Origin of the sequence: Hafnia alvei, from assembly GCF_964063325.1 — a bacterium.
Taxonomy (GTDB): Bacteria; Pseudomonadota; Gammaproteobacteria; order Enterobacterales; family Enterobacteriaceae; genus Hafnia; species Hafnia alvei_B.
The window spans coordinates 3,450,341-3,468,278 of the sequence record NZ_OZ061315.1 but is presented as its reverse complement, the minus strand read 5'-3'; the positions used below and the strand labels follow the sequence as shown (position 1 = coordinate 3,468,278).

Below are 17,938 nucleotides of genomic sequence, written 5' to 3'. Positions count from 1 at the left end.
GACTGAGTGAACCCGCAACGCGGGCTGAATAACGGTACCTAGCCGGGATGCAAGGGGGCGGCAATGAGCCCCCTTGCACGGACGCCAATCGCGTTGTTGCAGGGTTTATTGGTGGTTTTTGGCGGACGGAATGTATCTCAATTCGATATGTTGCAACGCCTTTGTGCGGAGGACTTTACTTATGTCCAAATTAGATCTTCATGCATTAGCGGTATTACCCAAAGTCGAACAGGTCATGGCGTTAGCTGAAATTAATACTCAGCTAGAAAAACTGAGCGCGCAGGAAAGGGTGCGTTGGGCGCTAGAGCATTTACCCGCCGAGTTTGCCCTTTCTTCGAGTTTTGGCATTCAGGCCGCGGTATCGCTGCACTTGGTCACCCGTGAGCTACCGGATATTCCGGTGATCTTAACGGATACCGGTTATTTGTTCCCTGAAACCTACCAGTTTATCGATACCCTGCACGAAAAGCTGAATTTGAACCTCAAGGTTTACCGCGCAGAACAGTCGGCTGCGTGGCAGGAGGCCCGCTATGGCAAACTGTGGGAGCAGGGCGTTGAGGGCATTGAGCGCTACAACGATATTAACAAAGTTGAACCGATGAACCGTGCACTGCGTGAGCTTGGCGCGCAAACGTGGTTTGCAGGCCTGCGCCGTGAACAATCAGGCAGCCGTGCACATTTGCCGGTGCTCGCGATTCAGCGTGGCGTGTTTAAAATACTGCCGATAATCGATTGGGATAACCAACAGATTTATCAATATTTACAGCAGCATGGGCTTAGCTACCACCCGCTGTGGGAGCAAGGCTATCTCTCCGTTGGCGATACCCACACGACGCGCAAATGGGAGCCGGGCATGGCGGAAGAAGAAACGCGATTCTTTGGGCTAAAACGCGAATGTGGATTACATGAGTAGCCTTTGTTGAGATAAAAAGCCTGACCTTAGCGTCAGGTTTTTTTTGCTCAGGAAATTATTTATTTAACTATTCAGTATAATTTTTTTCACATTAAAGCAAAAAGCGGTATCCTCGAAAGGATTCATCATACGAATAAAAGGACTATGGCTATGCAGGAACAACCTCTTGGTGCGAGTCAGGCTTCCGGCTCGCGTGCGTTAATTCAACAACTCACGGATATCGTGGGTAAATCTCATATTCTTACCGACGCGCGTAAAACGGAACGCTATCGCAAAGGCTTTCGTTCAGGACAAGGTGATGCGTTGGCGGTGGTCTTCCCGGGCAGTTTGCTCGAACAGTGGAAGGTATTTAAGGCCAGCGTTGAGGCCGATAAAATTGTGCTAATGCAGGCTGCCAACACCGGACTGACCGAAGGCTCTACGCCGAGCGGTAACGACTACGATCGTGAAATCATTATTATTAGCACTCAGCGCTTGGATAAAATTCAGCTGCTGGACGAAGGCAAGCAGGTCGTGGCTTTGCCGGGCAGCACGTTGTGGCATCTAGAACGGATCCTAAAACCACTAGGGCGTGAGCCGCATTCGGTGATTGGCTCTTCCTGTATTGGCGCATCGGTTGTGGGCGGGGTGTGTAATAACTCTGGTGGATCTCTGGTACATCGCGGCCCTGCGTACACCGAAATGGCGCTGTATGGCCGCGTTAACGAGCTTGGGCAGGTTGAGCTGGTGAACCATTTGGGCATTGCGTTAGGCAATACGCCAGAAGAGATCCTGACGCGTTTAGAAAACCAGAAGTATGGCCCGCAAGACGTTGAGCATAGCGAACGCCAAGCGTCCGATCACGATTATGCCGAGCGAATTCGCGACGTTGAAGCCGATACGCCGTCGCGATTTAACGCCGATGAGCGCCGTTTGTTCGAAGCCTCCGGCTGTGCGGGTAAGCTTGCGGTATTTGCCGTGCGCTTAGATACTTTCCCAGCGCAATCCTCATCGCAGGTCTTCTATATTGGCACCAACCAGCCGCAGGTGTTGACCGAACTGCGTCGGCATATGCTGGCGAATTTCAAAAATCTGCCGGTGGCGGGGGAGTACATGCATCGCGATATTTTCGATATTGCGGAAGTGTATGGCAAAGATACTTTTGTGATGATCGACAAACTTGGCACCGATAAAATGCCGATGTTCTTTACCCTGAAAGGGCGTATGGATGCCATCTTTGGCAAAGTGCCTTTCCTGCCGGGCCATCTGGTCGATCGCACCATGCAAACGCTGAGTCACCTGCTGCCATCGCATTTGCCCAAACGTTTGAAAGAGTATCGCCACCGCTTTGAGCATCATCTGATGCTGAAAATGTCGGGCGAGGGTATTGAGGAAGCGCGTGCGTGGCTGGAATCTTATTTTGCTCAGGCAGAAGGGGAGTTTTTTGTCTGCACGGCAGAAGAAGGCGCCAAAGCATTCTTACACCGATTTGCCGCCGCAGGTGCTGCAATCCGCTATAACGCGGTACATAGCAAAGAGGTTGAAGACATCCTTGCGCTCGATATTGCGCTGCGCCGAAACGATCATGATTGGTTTGAGCGTTTGCCGCCGGAATTTGACGATGCGCTGGTGCACCGCCTCTATTATGGGCATTTCATGTGCTACGTTTTCCACCAAGATTACATTGTTAGAAAAGGCGTCGATGTGCATGCGCTGAAGGAGAAAATGCTGGCGCTGCTGGATACGCGCGGCGCGGAATATCCTGCGGAGCATAACGTTGGCCATCTGTACAAGGCTAAGCCACAGCTGAAAGCCTTCTATCAACAAAATGACCCGACTAACACGCTTAATCCGGGCATCGGTAAAACCTCCAAGTTGAAAAACTGGGGCTGCGACTGCGCAGAACATCAGAAGTAACATGAGCTGGAGCGCCCGTTGACCTTGACGTGGCGCACCGTGTTCACAATAATGAATGCCTTGACTCGGGGTGCCCACATGAAAATGAAAGGGCTGAGAACTTACCCGTATTACCTGATCTGGATTATGCCAGCGTAGGGAAGTCTCGGTGCATGAGCGCATCGTCTTCTTGACCGCCGGTTGGGAGGAATATGTCCATCGCGTCGAATCCACACCTTACCGAATTTCCCCACATTGAATTACCCGGTGAAAGCGCCGCCGCTGCTTTTGCGCAGTTTCGCCATCACGCTCCACTTGTCCATTGTCTCACCAACGAAGTGGTACAAACGTTTACCGCGAACGTGCTGTTGGCGCTGGGGGCATCGCCTGCCATGGTGGTTGAGCCGCAAGAGGCTGCGCAATTCTCTTCATTGGCTGACGCGCTGTTAATCAACATTGGTACCCTGCATGCGCAAAGAGCGCAGTCGATGCTAGCCGCCATTGAGTCTGCCAATCATCATCAAAAACCGTGGGTGCTTGATCCGGTTGCCGTTGGTGGATTGGCTTATCGCACCGAATTTGCACGTCAGCTTTTAGCGCTGAAACCCAGCGTTATCCGTGGCAATGCCTCAGAGATATTGATATTGGGCGGGATGGAAGCGGGCGGTCGCGGCGTTGATAGCACCGATGACTCTGCGGTGGCATTGCCGGCCGCTCAGGCTCTGGCGTTGCAAACCGGAGCCGTGGTTGCCGTAACAGGTGCAACGGACTATGTCACCGACGGTAGGCGTGTGTACGGCGTCACCGGCGGTGATGCGCTGATGACCCGCGTGGTAGGAACCGGCTGTGCATTGTCCGCCGTGGTGGCGGCGTTTAGCGTTCGGCAGACCGATCTTTTGCTGGCTGTGGCCACCGCCTGTCAAACGATGTCGCTGGCCGGTGAACGCGCGGTCGCCGTATCTCATGGCCCCGGTAGTTTTGTTCCCGCTTTTATCGACGCGTTATATCACTTAACCCCGCAGGATTTTATTCGCTCTGGAGATCGCTCATGAAACGTATTAATGCATTAACGATTGCAGGAACCGATCCGAGCGGTGGCGCAGGCATTCAGGCCGATCTCAAAACCTTCTCAGCTTTGAGCGCCTACGGCACCAGCGTGATTACGGCGCTGGTGGCGCAGAACACGTGCGGTGTGCAGTCTGTGTATGAGATTGAACCGAAGTTTGTGGGGGCGCAGTTGGCGTCGGTACTCACCGATGTACGCATCGACAGTGCGAAAATTGGCATGCTGGCCAATGCCGATATCGTTGCTCAGGTCGCGCAGGCGTTAGACCTGTATCCTATCCCCTTTGTGGTGTTGGATACGGTGATGGTGGCGAAAAGCGGTGATCCGCTGTTAGCCCCTGAAGCGGTGCAGGCCGTGCGCGATTTATTACTCCCCAAAGTCGCGCTGATTACCCCAAACTTGCCCGAAGCAGCAGCGCTTTTAGCCTGCCCAATGGCGACCAATGAAGATGAGATGCGTCGCCAAGGCTATGCCCTGTTAGACATGGGCTGCCAAGCGGTATTGATGAAAGGCGGGCATCTGAGCGATAGCGAAAGCCCGGACTGGCTATTTAGTCGCCAAGGCGAACAGCGATTTACCGCTCCACGGGTGAATACCCGCCATACCCACGGCACGGGCTGCACGCTATCCGCGGCGCTTGCAGCGTTGCGTCCGCGATATCAGAGCTGGAGTGAAACGGTGTTTGCCGCGAAAAATTATCTGCAAAAAGCCTTAGAGGCCGCTGATTCCTTAGAAGTTGGCCACGGCATTGGGCCGGTACACCATTTCCATCAGTGGTGGTAGGTAAACGTGGGATTGCCATCGTCGAAAGAAAAGGTGGCATGTTATGCGTAAGGAAGAAAAGCCAATTATTGTCAATAGGGGGCGCCAATAGGGGACTTTTCTGCGCCCTGAATGATTTAGGATATACTGACTAAACTAACAATAAACTTGGCATTTTTATGGGTCATCTCAATAATCGTAGCGTCATAGAAAAGCCTCTGGAAAGCATTCATCGTTTGATGACTGCTTTTATCAGTATCTCCAAACCTTATCTACGCGATGGCAAGAACATCGAGGCTCGTTTAAAAGATAAACACGCGGAGTATGAGGTTTATCTGGTGACAAAAGGGCGGGTCGATATATGGCGTGAGTCAGATAATCGCCTTGTGGAAACGGCTTTTGCGCCATCAATTCTTGGGCTGCAAGGCTCTGCTTATCGATCTCAATATTATCACTTAAAGTTTCCGGCAGACGTTGAAGTCAGTACGTTGCCGTTGCAAGCCGCCATGACGATCATTGAGCAGCAGTCGCTGTGGCGCGATGTTTTTTACTATCAGGGCTACCTCAACGATCGTCAGTTACACCATGAATCTATGCTGATAAACAGCTCTACCTATGAAACTGTTTGTCTCTTTCTCCAAGACTTATCGCATTATTCAGATAGCGAGCGCGCGAAGTTAAGCGTTGCGGATTATATTTTACAGCGTTCAAATCTCGCACGTAGTGGTGTAATGAAAGTGCTGGCGGACCTGCGCTTCGGTGGTTATATCGATATTCAGCATGGCAAGCTGATCAAAATCCTTAATAGCTTCCCTCGTAACTACTAAGCGGTTCCTGCTTGATAAAATGCTATTTTTTATTATTAAGCCCTACTGTTATAATTAAATTTATTTCTTATATATAGAATAAGAACAGGTCCATATTCAATTCGTGGAGGTGTTATTATATAGATATTCATAATTAAGTCATACTACATATAAAAAATTAATATTATTTATCCTTTTGAATTATCTTGTTTTTATCGTTTTTAATGGCGTTTTACAGGGTTGGTTTTCTTGGTCAAGTTAATATTTTATCCATTTTTGGACGTTTTAATGTTTAGACGACTCGCTCATAATTTGGGTCATTCGCGGTTCGGTAAGGGATTTTTAAATTTCTCATTATATAAAAACAACTCCCTGTTAATAATAGCTCTCGGTGCATATGAAAAAGATAATTTTATATTTATTGATAGCGCCATCGCTAAGCATTCTATTTGCAGGTGTTAGTTATTCATCTAATAATAATACGCTACCCGATCTAGGCATTAGTAGCGATACAGTATCGAACCAAAATAATGCTTCTTCAACGAAAGTTTCAAATGAAAAAGATAGCCCTCTTGAGAGGAAAACTTCTGAAGTTTTAGTCAATGAAGCTCAGAGTCATTTTCAGAATCTAACACCGGAAGGTATGAAGTCAGAAGCATTACAGTATGGAAAAAATCTAGCTACGGCGACAGCGCAGTCAAAAATTGAGTCGCTGCTTTCACCCTATGGTCATGTTGCAACAAATTTAAGTATTAACGATCGGGGAAGCCTTGAGGGTTCTTCGCTTGATTATTTAATTCCATGGTATGAAGGGGAAAGCGATCTCTGGTTTAGTCAATTTTCAGTCCATAACAAAGATGGACGTACTGTTGCAAATATGGGGACAGGCATTCGCCATAATTTAAATGAAGACTGGATGCTAGGTTCTAATCTTTTTTATGACCGCGATATAACCCGTGGTCATCATCGAGCAGGATTAGGCGGAGAAGCCTGGACTAATTTTTTAAAACTGAGCAGCAATTATTATATGCCGCTCTCCTCATGGAAAGATTCCCCTGATTTTGATGATTATCAGGAACGACCTGCACGCGGCTGGGATATTCGATTACAGGCCTATCTCCCCGCTTATCCACAGTTGGGTTCGTCCGTGGTATACGAGCAATACTATGGCGATCAGGTGGCATTATTCGGCAAGGATAGCTTGCAGGAAGACCCCTCGGCCGTAACGGTCGGTATCGACTATACGCCGGTTCCGCTGATTACCGTGCAGGCAGGATACAAAAAAGGGGATTCGGCTCAAAGAGAAGTGACGGCGAATATAAATCTGGATTACCGCATTGGCGTCCCGTTATCAAAACAGCTTGATGGCGATGAAGTGGCGAAGATGCGCAGTCTTGCAGGTAGCCGCATGGATTTTGTCGATCGTAACAATGACATCGTGCTGGAGTACCGTGAGAAAAACGATCTGGACGTGGGGCTTTATCTCAAACCAACGGGCACTGCGGCGGCCTGTATTCTTTCAGACGATCCCGACAGCGCCGAGGCTTATGAAGGCTGCCATTGGACAGCGAATGCCACAGTCACTTCGCACCTGAAAATTAAAAGTGCTAAATGGGTGCCAATGAGCAATTTCAACCCAGAAAGTACGCTCGGGTTGCCGGCGCTAACGGCTGAAAGCATCAGCAACGGGCAAAATAACCACTGGACGCTGACCTTTCCTGCATGGGTAGATTCAACCGATCCTAGCGCGAATAAATACCGCCTTGCCGTTACTTTAGTCGATGATAAAGGACATACAAAACAGTCGAACACCGTCAATATCATCGTGGCGGAAGCCCCGATTGATTACCAATTAGTTATTGATGACAGCGGCGAGCAGAAAAAAGCGATTAAGCTTTTAGCGAATGGCAATAATTTCGCAAACTTGCACGCCAGTGGTGCAAAAGTGACTGGGCTAGCCGGTGAAACAACGCCGTTGGATGCCAAGAATCTGAACCTGACCTTCCATGCCTATAAAATGGAAGATAAGTCTCACTCTCAAGAAATTGCTATTCACGCCTCGAAAAGTGACTGCAAATCAGGGGGGGAATATCTGTTCTTTAAAGAGCCGCCATCGGGTTCTCAAGCGATATTAGGCAGTACGATGAATGGGGTGTTTTCCGTTATTGCATCCAAACATGATGACGGCACCCAGAAAACAAATGCCGTGCTGGTCGATTTTAGCTCCGCAAGCACAATGATTTATAGCGCCATTGTTGATAGTGAAAATCCAACCGTTAATTTAACGGCGACAAAGCGAAACCTGCTTCAATTAGGTCATAAATATCAATTTAAAATTGCCTATGACAGCAATAATAACGGGCAATGGGATGCAACAGATCGGGAAACTGTTTCCGATAGCGATCCGACTCCCCTAATTTCACTGGTTGATTATAAATGGATGTTTGATGGTATTTCCCCAAATGGAACGAAAGGCGGTTATGCGGTAAGCGCGACTGAGAATAATACTATTTTAATTCCAAAAACGAATGCAGAGGCGAGTCAAGTATTAGCCAATGCGGGTGCGGATGGTGTGCAGGGATATGAATTGAAAGTTGACTATCAACTCACGCCATCGGGACAACAAATCATGAATAAGCTGCGTGCGAAATAATAAGCTCAGACTATTCAGATAATAATTAATATTAACTTAATGAGTCATTCTTGATATGAAAAAACTTAATAAAACACTGCTTGCAACCTTTGTTTTCGCCAGCTGTAGCCCGTTTGCGATGGCCGTTATGACGGACTCTGCGGGCACGCTGAACGGTACTGTTCCCGTGCTGAAAGCGAGCGCTGCAGGTGCTAATCACAGCGTTGCTTTTGGTAACGATCACCACAGCGGTTCCGTTGATGCCATGTCACCAGGCGATAAAATCACGCTGAGCTATGTGCTAGAAGACGCTGAAGGGGATACCGACAGCAGTACGGCCTCTATTAAATGGTTCACCACGACCGATGGCGTTGGGGCTAACAAAGTGATGCTGAGCGGTAACGATGGCAAAGCTGATTACACCATCCAGAACGCAGACGCCGGGCTTTATCTGGGGGCAGAAATCGTTGAGCAAACGTCAACGGGGGTGCCAACCACCGGTCAAACGATTGTTATCAACGATATCAGTAAATACGATAACAGCGACAATATCCCTGATGGCCCAATCGTGGGCGGCACAATCGGTACCGCGATTGTTGATAGCGCAGAACCAACGGTTAACCTGATCGGCAAAGCAGATAGCAAACTGTTGGTCGGCCATACTTATCAGTTCAAAGTTTGGTATGACGTCAACAACAACGGTAAGCAAGACGCTGGCGAACTCGACGCATCGGCTAACTATAGCTACAAATGGTTCTTCGATGGCACCAGTGCAACCACCGGTACCGCAGGCGGTTATGCTGTAAACGGCACGGATAACAAAGATCTGGTCATCCCAGCCACGAATGCTGAAGCGAAAAATGTGTTCGCAACGGCAGGCGCTGATGGTGTTCAGGGCTACAGCCTGAAAGTCGATTACACCGCGAAAGTTAAATCTGTGCTGAAATCGAGCAAGCGTAAGTAATCTGCATAAATAATAAGAGTTGGGTGCTTCGGCACCCAATTCTCATTGCAGGATGAAGTCATGAAGAAAATGTGTCTCAACAATCGTGTAGTGGCATTTATTTTATTGACCTCTTTGGGGTCGTTAGGGATAGCTTATGCTACTGACCTAACGGGGGGTACTGGGGTTATTAATGGTACGGCGCCAGTTATTTATAATGGTAAGAACGAGCCAGACAGAGTGGATTTTAGCCGTGAATATAACAATGTGGATGAGGGCGAAGAGTTAGATATTGCTGATAAAATAGAGTTAACGTGGAAAGTGACTGACGCTGAGGGCGATCAGGAAATTACACTCCCCACCGTTGAGTGGATTTGTACTGATGCGAGTAGCAATAAACATGTGTTGGCAACCGCTATAAATGAATATGTTATTCATCCTGCAGATAAGGGTTGCACTATCGCGTTAATATTACCCCGACCACTCTCACCGGTGTTCCACGGGAAAACGCTAAGGTCTCCATTGCCGATATTAGTTCTTATGACGACAACGACAATATTCCTACTGGTCCTGTTAACCCGCATATACTCAATATCATTAATTATATTGTTGCGCCGAATAATCAAACGGCAAAATATACTGTTCCCGCCGATGCTAAACTTCAGACTGCATATGCAGGGGCGCAAATACAAATTGTCACTGATAACGTGGCCGACCAAATTGATGAATGGACGACCAGTAATCCAGCTATTGCGACCGTGAGTGATACAGGGCTGGTTACTATCAAGGCGAAAGGGGGATTCAGGATAACGGCGCGACACAATGAGGTTAAAGCATCAATAATCTTTAATCCGCAGCTATTCTTTATCTTTAATACTGAAAAACCACTGAACTGGTATGACGCAAAAGCCTGGTGTGAGAATCAAGGCTACCGATTGCCGACAGACGATGAGTTGTCTACAAAAGAGGGGGCGCGTGGAATTCCGAGTGGATCGCTGTGGCAGGAGTGGGGAAGCAGCATGAGTGATGCTCCACACAAGGGAGTCGTATTATGGTCGTCTTCTCTGGGGATCGCGGCTGAAGATGCTTATTTTTATATGTATATATCGTCAGGACATATGGTCTCTAACCATGCCAATGTCAGTGAAGGTGTAACGTGTATCGTGCCGTAAGTGGCCAATAAAAAACGGGGGCAGTTAATTGCCCCCGTTTTTATTATTCAGATGTCACCAATTTAAACAATGCGGCTGCGCGTTGGACGTGCTCGGCATCGAAGCGGTTGAGCGTGAAAAACTGCTCATTTTTTCCAGGGCGGATAGCTAATGCGAGCTGCTTTTCACCTTGTTCGTTATTCAACCAGCCATAAAGATAGCTGCCAATATCAGCGCCGTCTTGCCAGCTTATAATGACCGATGTGGCTGGTGACGTTTCACCCGCAGGGCGGGTGGCAATAAAGAGCTCGCCTTGCCATAGTCCGCTAAACTCATCATCTTTTTGCAGCTTTTTACCATTAGAGGCCAATGTGGCCGCCAAGCTGTTAGCTTTCTCTTCCGTTACCGTTTTCTCAAGTATTTGCCACAGCGGATAGTCGTTTTCAACCTGATAGCAGGCGGCTCCGAGGTAATCATTAATATCTCGCCATTGCTGATTGACCGTCTCTTTCATTTCACTATCAAGAATATTGCGGTATTGCATCAGGCCACCGCCGTTTTCACCTAATTGCTGGTAGGCAATCAGTGACATTGTTCGCGGTTTGCGGCGAAACGTTGCCCACAGCAGAAACTTGGGAATACGAAAGGTAATAGCCTGCACGCTAAAACGAAAATGACCCGGACGCGTCAGCATAAAACCGTTTGAGGTGCCGCGTTTGTCCTGATAATTACGGATCATCACCAGCGGACATAGCCCCATCCAGCCGGTTAAGTAATGCTCTTTGATCGAACCGTTCAAATCCAGATCGGCCACCATCTGTGAAATCTTATCTTCTTCTAGCTTATTTAATGGGTGCGCAAGTTCTGCGCTGTGCAGGCTTTTTTCTAGCGGTGGCAACGAAGGGAGTGTGAACATGCTGGTTTTCTCTGGTCGATTCTTATGGTTGATAGCTTACCTTAAGTTGTCATACCAACGAGTATTTCCCGCTTTTTTGTCCTAACTTTCGTGGTATGGATCAACTTTTACGGTATGGCGCGGTCATATAAAATACATGTATGTTTTCTTATTATTCGATTTGTTATAGATATTTGACTGTAAAGGATGTTGATAATGACTGATAAAAAAATACTACGAGCGGCGCTGTTAGGGGCTGTTATGAGTTTGAGCACCGCCAGCTTAGCGGCTTCGATACCGGTCTCAACCTCGGAGCTGGTACAACAATCAGGCTATCAGCAAACATGGCAGAAGATGGTGAAAGGGCAGAAAAACTTGCCGGTATGGGCACGTAAAGGCTCTGGCACCTCAACGCCGCCAGAATGGGTAACGTGGCAAGGTAAAAAATATCAGGTTGGCAATATTTGTAAGCCGCATGACTGCGCGAATAATTTTATGTACGTGGCGTTTAGCAATGATAAAAAACAGGTTTGGGGAGTTCGTGTGGAAATAGCGGATACCCCTGACGCGCTTGACCATCCAAGCAAACACGCAAAATACCAGTGGCTGGGTAAGCCAGATAGTCAGATGAAAGCGATGCTCACCAAGCAAATTGAAAGCGCGCCTGATTGGAATTAATTTTTTAACGCATTTTCGGTTGGTATTCCCCAAGGTCTGTTTATCGCTTGGGGAATACATCAGTAGATCACGTTTATGATGTGTTGCATATAAAGTATTTTCTTTCGAAACTATCAGCGAGCAATTAATAATCGTGTTTGTCTTTCTATGTCATTGACTGTGTAATAAACCGTAAAGCCAGCAGGGTTTTATAACCGTTGATGCTAACATTTTGGCCGTTGTTTAACTCTCTAATGACGGTAATGTTCACAAATATGAAAAAATATCTTTTGCTGGCGCTATTCAGCACATTCTCTTTATTTTCTTTTGCATCACACGCGGCAGACTATCAGGAAGGCGAACAGTACGTAAAATTGAAAAATAAGGTACCCAACGCCCCTGCCGTAGTTGAGTTTTTCTCCTTTTATTGCCCGCCATGCAGCCAGTTTGCAAGTGTTTATAAAGTCAGTGAAGCCGTTAACGAACGCTTACCTCAGAACGATAAAGTGGTGAAATATCACGTAGGCGCCATGGGGTCGATGGGGGAAGCGCTGACAGAAGCATGGTCTGTAGCCATTGCACTGGGAGTTGAAAACAAAGTAGAGAAGCCTCTCTTCGATGCTGTGCAGAAAGAGCAATCGATAAAGAACAAAGAGGATATTCGTCAGGTATTTATTCAGGCGGGTATACCAGCTGAAGAATATGACGGCGCACTACATAGCTTTATGGTGAAATCAATCACTGCAAAACAACAAAGTGCCGTAGAGGCCTTCGATGTTCGTGGTACCCCATCATTCTATGTTGATGGTCAATATCAGGTTAAGAATGACGGAATGCAGAGTAAAACCATTGATGGTTACCGTTCTGAGTTTGCAGATGTAGTGAAATTCCTGATCGATCAGAATAAGTAGTTTTCAGTACCGTAATAAAAAGCCCGTCGATATTTTCTCGCGGGCTTTTTTGATCAAAAGACCTTTTCTTGTAATACCCATACAGCGGCTTCTACACGCGATTTTAACTTCATTTTTTTCAGCAAATGCTTCACGTGAACTTTTACCGTACTTTCGGTAATCATTAATTTACGGGCGATCATTTTGTTCGGTAAGCCTTGCGCAATCAGCTTCAAAATATCGCATTCGCGCGGGGTTAATTGCTGCACATCGCGCTCTGAAGAAGGGCGACTTTCACGCAGGCTGGCGGCTAATACCGGCGTGAGCGCTTCACTGATAACCACTTGTCCGGCAGCGGCCTGATGGAGTGAACGCAGCAGATCCTCTGGCTCCATGTCTTTAAGCAAGTAGCCATCGGCACCGCGCTTTAACGCACTGATGACGTCATCTTCATGATTCGAAACGCTAAACACCACCACGCGGCCTGATAGTGTGCGGGTACGAAGCTGATCCAGCGTTTCCAGCCCGTTCATGCCCGGCATATTGAGGTCGAGCAAAATCAAATCAGGATCGAGCTCTTCCGCCAATTCAATACCTTGTTGACCGTTGCTGGCTTCGCCGATCACCTTTAGCTGTGGCTCAAGGCTAATCAGTTGTTTCACGCCGCTGCGAAGCATCGGGTGATCGTCAATTAACAGAATCGTATATTGATCGTCTTGAGTTAATGTGGAATTCATCAATTTCTCCTCTAAACCAGATGCCGTGGGATTAGCGTAATTCCTGCGGGAATGTGACTCGTACTTCGGTGCCACCGCTCGCACGGCGTGAAATTCGGCATTCTCCGTTCAGGCTCTGGGCTCTATCGCTCATAATCACGAGACCGTAGTGATTCTGTCGCTCAGGGGAAGCGCTAATACCCAGGCCGTTGTCACAAATAGACATAACGATTTCATCATCTTGTAGGGTGATGGTCATATCAACCTGCGTTGCCTGCGCGTGTTTAAGTATGTTGCTTAGTGCTTCTCTGGCAATTTGCACTAAATGAATAGCCTGATGTGATGGAACACATTTGGCTGGAAGCTGATAGTCAAAATGGATAGCAAAACCAAAGCGTTGATTAAATTCGGCGACGGTGACCTGCAAAGCAGCCAGTAACCCCGGCTCGCTAAGCTTCAGACGAAAAGTCGTCAGCAGCTCGCGCAGTTGACGATAGGCGGCATTCAGCTCTTCGCGCATCTCTTGCAGCTGGGTTTGAATATTGTCAGGCAACGCCGTGGACTGCATCTGTAAATAGCTGATTTTCATCTTTAAGCATGAGAGCGACTGGGCGATGGAGTCGTGCAGCTCACGGGCAATGGCAGAACGTTCTTCCATCACCGCCAGCTGTTGCTGTTGATCGGCCTGTTGTTCCAGCGCCAAGGTGCTGGTGATCTGTTCGGACAACGTCATCATCAGCTGCGTTTGCTCGGGCTGTAGCGTTACGCCCTCAGGCAGCTGGGCCAAAATCAAACCATACCGGCCGCTTTGATCGTTCAAGCTCCAACTGACCGTAGAGCTAGGTTTATTTGGAACATGCTCAGAATGATTTAAACATTGAACGCAATGCGTATCAGGACAGTGTTTGGGACGCTGTGTTTCCACACAGTTAAGCTCATCAAACTGCTCGTCGCTGTTATTTTCATATAAGCGTATTTGCAGCGAATGCAGCGGCGTGAGCTCTTGCAGCTCCGTGAGCACCGGCAGCAGGCGAGAACATAACGGTGCGCGTGAATGGAGCTGGCGGCTGGCACGATATAGATACGACAAAACCTGATTTTTCTTTTGTAAATCCGTGGTTTTTTGTTCGACCAGCTGCTCGAGTTTGCCATACATCAGCGAGAGTTCGGACGACATGGCATTCAGCGTTGAACCCAAAATAGCCATTTCATCCTGATGATCGGTCTGCTGAAAACGCTGGCTGAAATTTCCTTGCCCAATTGCCTGCGACATACTGACTAACTGGCGCCAAGGGTGGAGTAATCGACGGCGTAAATAGACTACGGTGCCAACCAGCAGTAACAGCGTGAGAATAATAAAAATCTTTTGTACTACGCTAACCATCGTCAAACGCTGTTCGGTTTGGTGATCGATGGCGGAAACCAGTTCATCTAAGTGGCCGACGAATTTGGCCACGTTATCTCGAGCATCGTCAGGGTGCTGTGCTGCCAGCAGCGCGGGAAGCAGATCGCCTTGCCAAGCACGCTGCAGGGCGGAAAACTGCGTGTTGAGATGCTCTTCCTTGACGGCTGAAAGCAATACCGGGCTGTTTAAATCTTTATTTAATTCATTAAGGCAGCGCTTGCTATCCGCATTAGCATTCAGCGGTACCATCGAGAGTAAACGATAGCTCTGCATTCTCAGCGACCCGGACGTGTTGATCGCGTGCGCGTTGCCTTGAATGCTCTGTGCCATCCAGCTAGAAACGCTCATTCCTGCGATACCACATACGCCAAGCAGTAGCATCAAAACGGCTACCTGGCTGACGATGGAAAAACGTGCACAGAAATGTTTCATGAAAATCTACCGGCTGCGGAAAAAAGGAAAGATACCTTTGAAAAGCCTTTTTAAATCATCCTAGCCTATAACCCCATACCCATAAGGAAGTAACCCTTAATATTTGCGTGTGCTACTCACACAGCGGAGGCGCAATTATTAAAGCTTTAACCGGATGATTCTTCGGAAATATTTTTCTCATTATAGACTACTCATTAAGGGAGTTATGGCTGATTTCGCCAAATTGCTACCTTACAGCGGCTTGATTTGTATCAAGTTTGCCCACGGGCGTGATGCGTACAACTCCGCTACTAACCGGATAAAGGCAGAGGTTTTTATGACACAAGCATCCGCTCCAGATACACAACCGAAAGGGGGCGTGATCCAGGATTGGCGCCCTGAAGAGCCTGATTTTTGGCAGCAAATCGGCCAAAAAACAGCTCAGCGTAATCTATGGATTTCAATTCCCTGTTTATTACTCGCTTTTTGCGTCTGGATGCTGTTCAGCGCGGTGGCGGTAAATCTCAACAAGGTCGGGTTTAACTTCACCACCGATCAGCTGTTTATGTTGACCGCGCTGCCTTCTGTTTCGGGCGCGATTTTGCGTGTGCCATACTCCTTTGTGATCCCTATGTTTGGTGGGCGTCGCTGGACCGCAATCAGCACTATTTTCCTCATTATTCCCTGCCTATGGCTGGGATATGCGGTGCAGGACCCAACGACGTCGTTCAGCGTTTTCGTGACGATTTCCCTGCTGTGTGGTTTTGCCGGTGCTAACTTTGCCTCCAGCATGGCTAACATCAGCTTCTTCTTCCCTAAGAACAAACAGGGTGGAGCGCTGGGCTTAAACGGGGGCTTGGGTAATTTGGGCGTCAGCGTGATGCAGCTGATTGCGCCGATTGCTATTTCCATCAGCATTTTCGGTATCTTCGGGGGTACAGGTCATACCCAGCCAGACGGTAGTAGCCTGTGGTTGGAAAATGCCGCGTGGATCTGGGTGCCGTTCCTGATTATTGCCACGCTGTTTGCTTGGTTTGGCATGAATGATTTAGCCGCGTCGAAGGCCTCGCTCAGCCAACAGCTACCGGTGCTTAAACGTGGGCACCTGTGGATCTTGAGCGTGCTGTATCTCTCTACGTTCGGCTCGTTTATCGGTTTTTCGGCAGGTTTTGCCATGCTGTCAAAAACTCAGTTCCCTGATGTGGTGATCCTGCATTACGCCTTCTTTGGCCCGTTCCTCGGTGCGCTGGCTCGTCCGGTCGGCGGGGCTCTGTCCGATCGCTTTGGCGGCATTCGGGTTACGCTGATCAACTTTGTGCTGATGGCGATTTTCGCCGCGCTGTTGTTCCTGACGCTGCCAACTCACGGCGTAGGTGGTTCGTTTATTGCCTTCTACAGCGTCTTTATGCTGCTGTTCTTAACCGCAGGCTTAGGCAGTGGTTCAACGTTCCAGATGATTGCGGTGGTATTCCGTAAGATCACTATCGACAGCGTGAAAGCGCGTGGCGGTAGCGACGATCAGGCACAGCGCGAAGCCGTCACCGATACTGCGGCGGCGTTAGGTTTTATCTCCGCTATTGGTGCAGCAGGGGGCTTCTTTATTCCTAAAGCCTTTGGCACATCGTTGGCGCTGACCGGTTCTCCGGCTGGGGCAATGAAGATCTTTGTGGTGTTTTACGTCGTCTGTATTCTGATTACGTGGTTTGTTTATGGCCGTAATTTGAAAACGCTGGCAACAAAGAAAGCCCGCTAATAGGTTTAAAGTAAGATACTTAAGCTTATTTTTAGGGGGAGTACACCGATGGGGTCGTAGCGGCGTAAGCCGCCGACAACTTTGCCTGGAGCAAAGTTGAACAACGCGGAAGCGTTGCCCTTTAGGGAGGAACACATGGATGTGTTCCGTAACCGCCCCGCGGTGTGCTAGACCCGTGTATCTCGATCTTTTAAACGGTCGGTAACACGTTAATAAGTTTGCTCGTTCTAATAAAAAAGCCCCCGCTGAATTCTCGCAGGGGCTTTTTTATTATGGGCGAACAGCGGGGTGACTATTCCCCATAGGCCGCGTTTAAATTGTCATTTACACGCGCTGGGTTGGTTTCTGGCGCCATCAGCGGCCCGCAGCGATAGCTGTGTTTGCCAAGAGTTAATCGATAATTACCGGCTTTATCCACGCCCCAATAAATTTCAGGGCTGTTATTGGCTGTTTCTTTAGCCAGTTCATAGCTATCGGATTTAGTGTTATGGATAGCGGGAGCATATTGGGAATATTTGTAATCGCTGACAAAGCCATTATGAGAGTAAAAATAATCCCAAGCCTTGGTTTTACGGTTAATCAAACCGATAACGGCGTGACCATCGGCCACATTTCTCAAGGTTAGGTTAATGTTTTTTCCGCATTTTTGATGCTGAATGGGAGAGCTGGTGTCTGGCTCAATGGCATTAGCGAATAAGGGAAGCGCTGCCAAAACAGGGAACATCACATATTTTATATGACTCATCAGGTGTCAATCTCAAGAGTAAAACGCGACTTCTGGCTGAAAGAATAATCCAGAAGGGAATATTTTCGGCGTGATGCTGATATGTCTGAGCGGTAAATACAATATCCCATTTTCATGTTGTTACTCTTTTTTCTTATATTTTGACGTTGAAGTATTAAGCAAAAACACTGACCTGATTGCCATCAACGACTTACCTACCCCCAAATAGTCTTGCCTAGCAAATTATCCTCAATAAAACATGCGGATTTAAAATTAATCTCTATTTTTCATTTAATTAGATGCTTTTCTGGATCTTATCCTTTGGTGGTATTTCGCACT

General features: G+C 48.0%; 15 protein-coding genes and 1 riboswitch. Of the genes, 11 read left to right on the top strand and 4 right to left on the bottom strand.

Annotated elements, in window-relative coordinates; all coding sequences use genetic code 11:
- Positions 1-181: 181 nt before the first annotated feature.
- The 8 genes from cysH to AB3Y96_RS16385 all read left to right on the top strand — a co-directional run bounded on the left by cysH (position 182) and on the right by AB3Y96_RS16385 (position 10,169).
- Entirely contained in the window at positions 182-913 is a 732-nt protein-coding gene (gene cysH, locus AB3Y96_RS16420) for a phosphoadenosine phosphosulfate reductase (RefSeq protein ID WP_072308609.1), read from the top strand.
- Positions 914-1,063: 150 nt separating this feature from the next.
- Positions 1,064-2,809, top strand: a complete 1,746-nt coding sequence (dld, locus tag AB3Y96_RS16415; protein ID WP_367299721.1) for a D-lactate dehydrogenase — start codon at positions 1,064-1,066, stop codon at positions 2,807-2,809.
- 56 nt (positions 2,810-2,865) lie between these two features.
- A riboswitch (TPP riboswitch) is annotated at positions 2,866-2,967 on the top strand.
- Positions 2,968-3,000: 33 nt separating this feature from the next.
- Positions 3,001-3,840, top strand: coding sequence for a hydroxyethylthiazole kinase (thiM, locus tag AB3Y96_RS16410; RefSeq protein WP_367299720.1), 840 nt, complete (start codon positions 3,001-3,003; stop codon positions 3,838-3,840).
- On the top strand, positions 3,837-4,637 hold the full coding sequence (thiD, locus tag AB3Y96_RS16405; protein ID WP_367299719.1) for a bifunctional hydroxymethylpyrimidine kinase/phosphomethylpyrimidine kinase: 801 nt from the start codon (positions 3,837-3,839) through the stop codon (positions 4,635-4,637). Before thiM ends, thiD begins: the two co-directional genes overlap by 4 nt.
- A 158-nt stretch (positions 4,638-4,795) precedes the next feature.
- Positions 4,796-5,443 carry a helix-turn-helix domain-containing protein gene (locus AB3Y96_RS16400; protein ID WP_367299718.1) on the top strand — a complete coding sequence of 216 codons (648 nt, stop codon included), beginning with the start codon at positions 4,796-4,798 and terminating at the stop codon, positions 5,441-5,443.
- 376 nt (positions 5,444-5,819) lie between these two features.
- The gene (locus AB3Y96_RS16395; protein ID WP_367299717.1) at positions 5,820-8,075 is read left to right on the top strand and encodes an inverse autotransporter beta domain-containing protein; all 2,256 of its coding nucleotides are present in this window, start codon (positions 5,820-5,822) and stop codon (positions 8,073-8,075) included.
- A gap of 55 nt (positions 8,076-8,130) precedes the next feature.
- Positions 8,131-9,018 carry a SinI family autotransporter-associated protein gene (locus tag AB3Y96_RS16390; protein WP_367299716.1) on the top strand — a complete coding sequence of 296 codons (888 nt, stop codon included), beginning with the start codon at positions 8,131-8,133 and terminating at the stop codon, positions 9,016-9,018.
- 431 nt (positions 9,019-9,449) lie between these two features.
- Positions 9,450-10,169, top strand: a complete 720-nt coding sequence (locus AB3Y96_RS16385; RefSeq protein ID WP_367299715.1) for an Ig-like domain-containing protein — start codon at positions 9,450-9,452, stop codon at positions 10,167-10,169.
- Positions 10,170-10,212: 43 nt separating this feature from the next.
- Here the strand turns inward: AB3Y96_RS16385 and AB3Y96_RS16380 are convergent, their stop codons facing one another.
- Positions 10,213-11,064, bottom strand: a complete 852-nt coding sequence (locus AB3Y96_RS16380) for a hypothetical protein (RefSeq protein ID WP_367299714.1) — start codon at positions 11,062-11,064, stop codon at positions 10,213-10,215.
- A gap of 195 nt (positions 11,065-11,259) precedes the next feature.
- Here AB3Y96_RS16380 and AB3Y96_RS16375 point away from each other — a divergent pair, with 195 nt between their 5' ends.
- Together AB3Y96_RS16375 and AB3Y96_RS16370 are read left to right on the top strand one after the other, a co-directional pair.
- The gene (locus AB3Y96_RS16375; RefSeq protein WP_367299713.1) at positions 11,260-11,721 is read left to right on the top strand and encodes an inhibitor of vertebrate lysozyme family protein; all 462 of its coding nucleotides are present in this window, start codon (positions 11,260-11,262) and stop codon (positions 11,719-11,721) included.
- 254 nt (positions 11,722-11,975) lie between these two features.
- A complete protein-coding gene (locus tag AB3Y96_RS16370) occupies positions 11,976-12,611 on the top strand; it encodes a DsbA family protein (protein WP_072308619.1) in 636 nt (211 codons plus the stop codon).
- A 53-nt stretch (positions 12,612-12,664) separates the two neighbouring features.
- Here AB3Y96_RS16370 and narL read toward each other — a convergent pair whose 3' ends face one another.
- Positions 12,665-13,327, bottom strand: a complete 663-nt coding sequence (gene narL, locus AB3Y96_RS16365; RefSeq protein ID WP_072308620.1) for a two-component system response regulator NarL — start codon at positions 13,325-13,327, stop codon at positions 12,665-12,667.
- 31 nt (positions 13,328-13,358) lie between these two features.
- Complete coding sequence (narX, locus tag AB3Y96_RS16360) at positions 13,359-15,143, bottom strand: nitrate/nitrite two-component system sensor histidine kinase NarX (RefSeq protein ID WP_367299712.1); 1,785 nt, start codon at positions 15,141-15,143, stop codon at positions 13,359-13,361.
- 316 nt (positions 15,144-15,459) lie between these two features.
- Between narX and AB3Y96_RS16355 the strand changes: the two genes are divergently transcribed.
- Entirely contained in the window at positions 15,460-16,875 is a 1,416-nt protein-coding gene (locus AB3Y96_RS16355; RefSeq protein ID WP_367299711.1) for a NarK family nitrate/nitrite MFS transporter, read from the top strand.
- A 292-nt stretch (positions 16,876-17,167) separates the two neighbouring features.
- On the opposite strand, the gene AB3Y96_RS16350 is transcribed toward AB3Y96_RS16355, so the two are convergent.
- Positions 17,168-17,620 (bottom strand): hypothetical protein, encoded by a 453-nt coding sequence (locus tag AB3Y96_RS16350; RefSeq protein WP_072308622.1) that lies wholly within the window; start codon positions 17,618-17,620, stop codon positions 17,168-17,170.
- Positions 17,621-17,938 lie beyond the last annotated feature (318 nt).